1 protein-coding gene is annotated in these 235 nt (G+C 48.1%); it reads right to left on the bottom strand.

What is annotated here, in order from left to right; translation table 11 throughout:
- Positions 1 to 235: DUF3465 domain-containing protein (locus ACTHS3_RS18645; RefSeq protein WP_440368895.1), on the bottom strand; the 235-nt coding region annotated here is incomplete at both ends.

Below are 235 nucleotides of genomic sequence, written 5' to 3'. Positions count from 1 at the left end.
GATAAAGCGTTGGTGGCGCGTGCCTTTGTTATCATCCGGCAGGGTTTTCCATACCGTGCCCTCGCCCTCAACCTGAATATCGCTTTGTTCGTTTTCAAACGCCTGTTTCAAAACCGCTTCGGCTGATTCTTTGTCCGAACCGATTTGCTGCTGAGCCGTATCGGCGTTTTTTCTACCCGAATTATTTTGTTTTTGAACGGCTTCTATTTTCTGCTGATTCTGCGATTGTACCGGC

The sequence above is a fragment of the Neisseria sp. P0009.S007 genome (assembly GCF_051962515.1).
The sequence above is the reverse complement of the archived record's forward strand: the minus strand, read 5'-3'. Positions and strand labels throughout refer to the sequence as shown.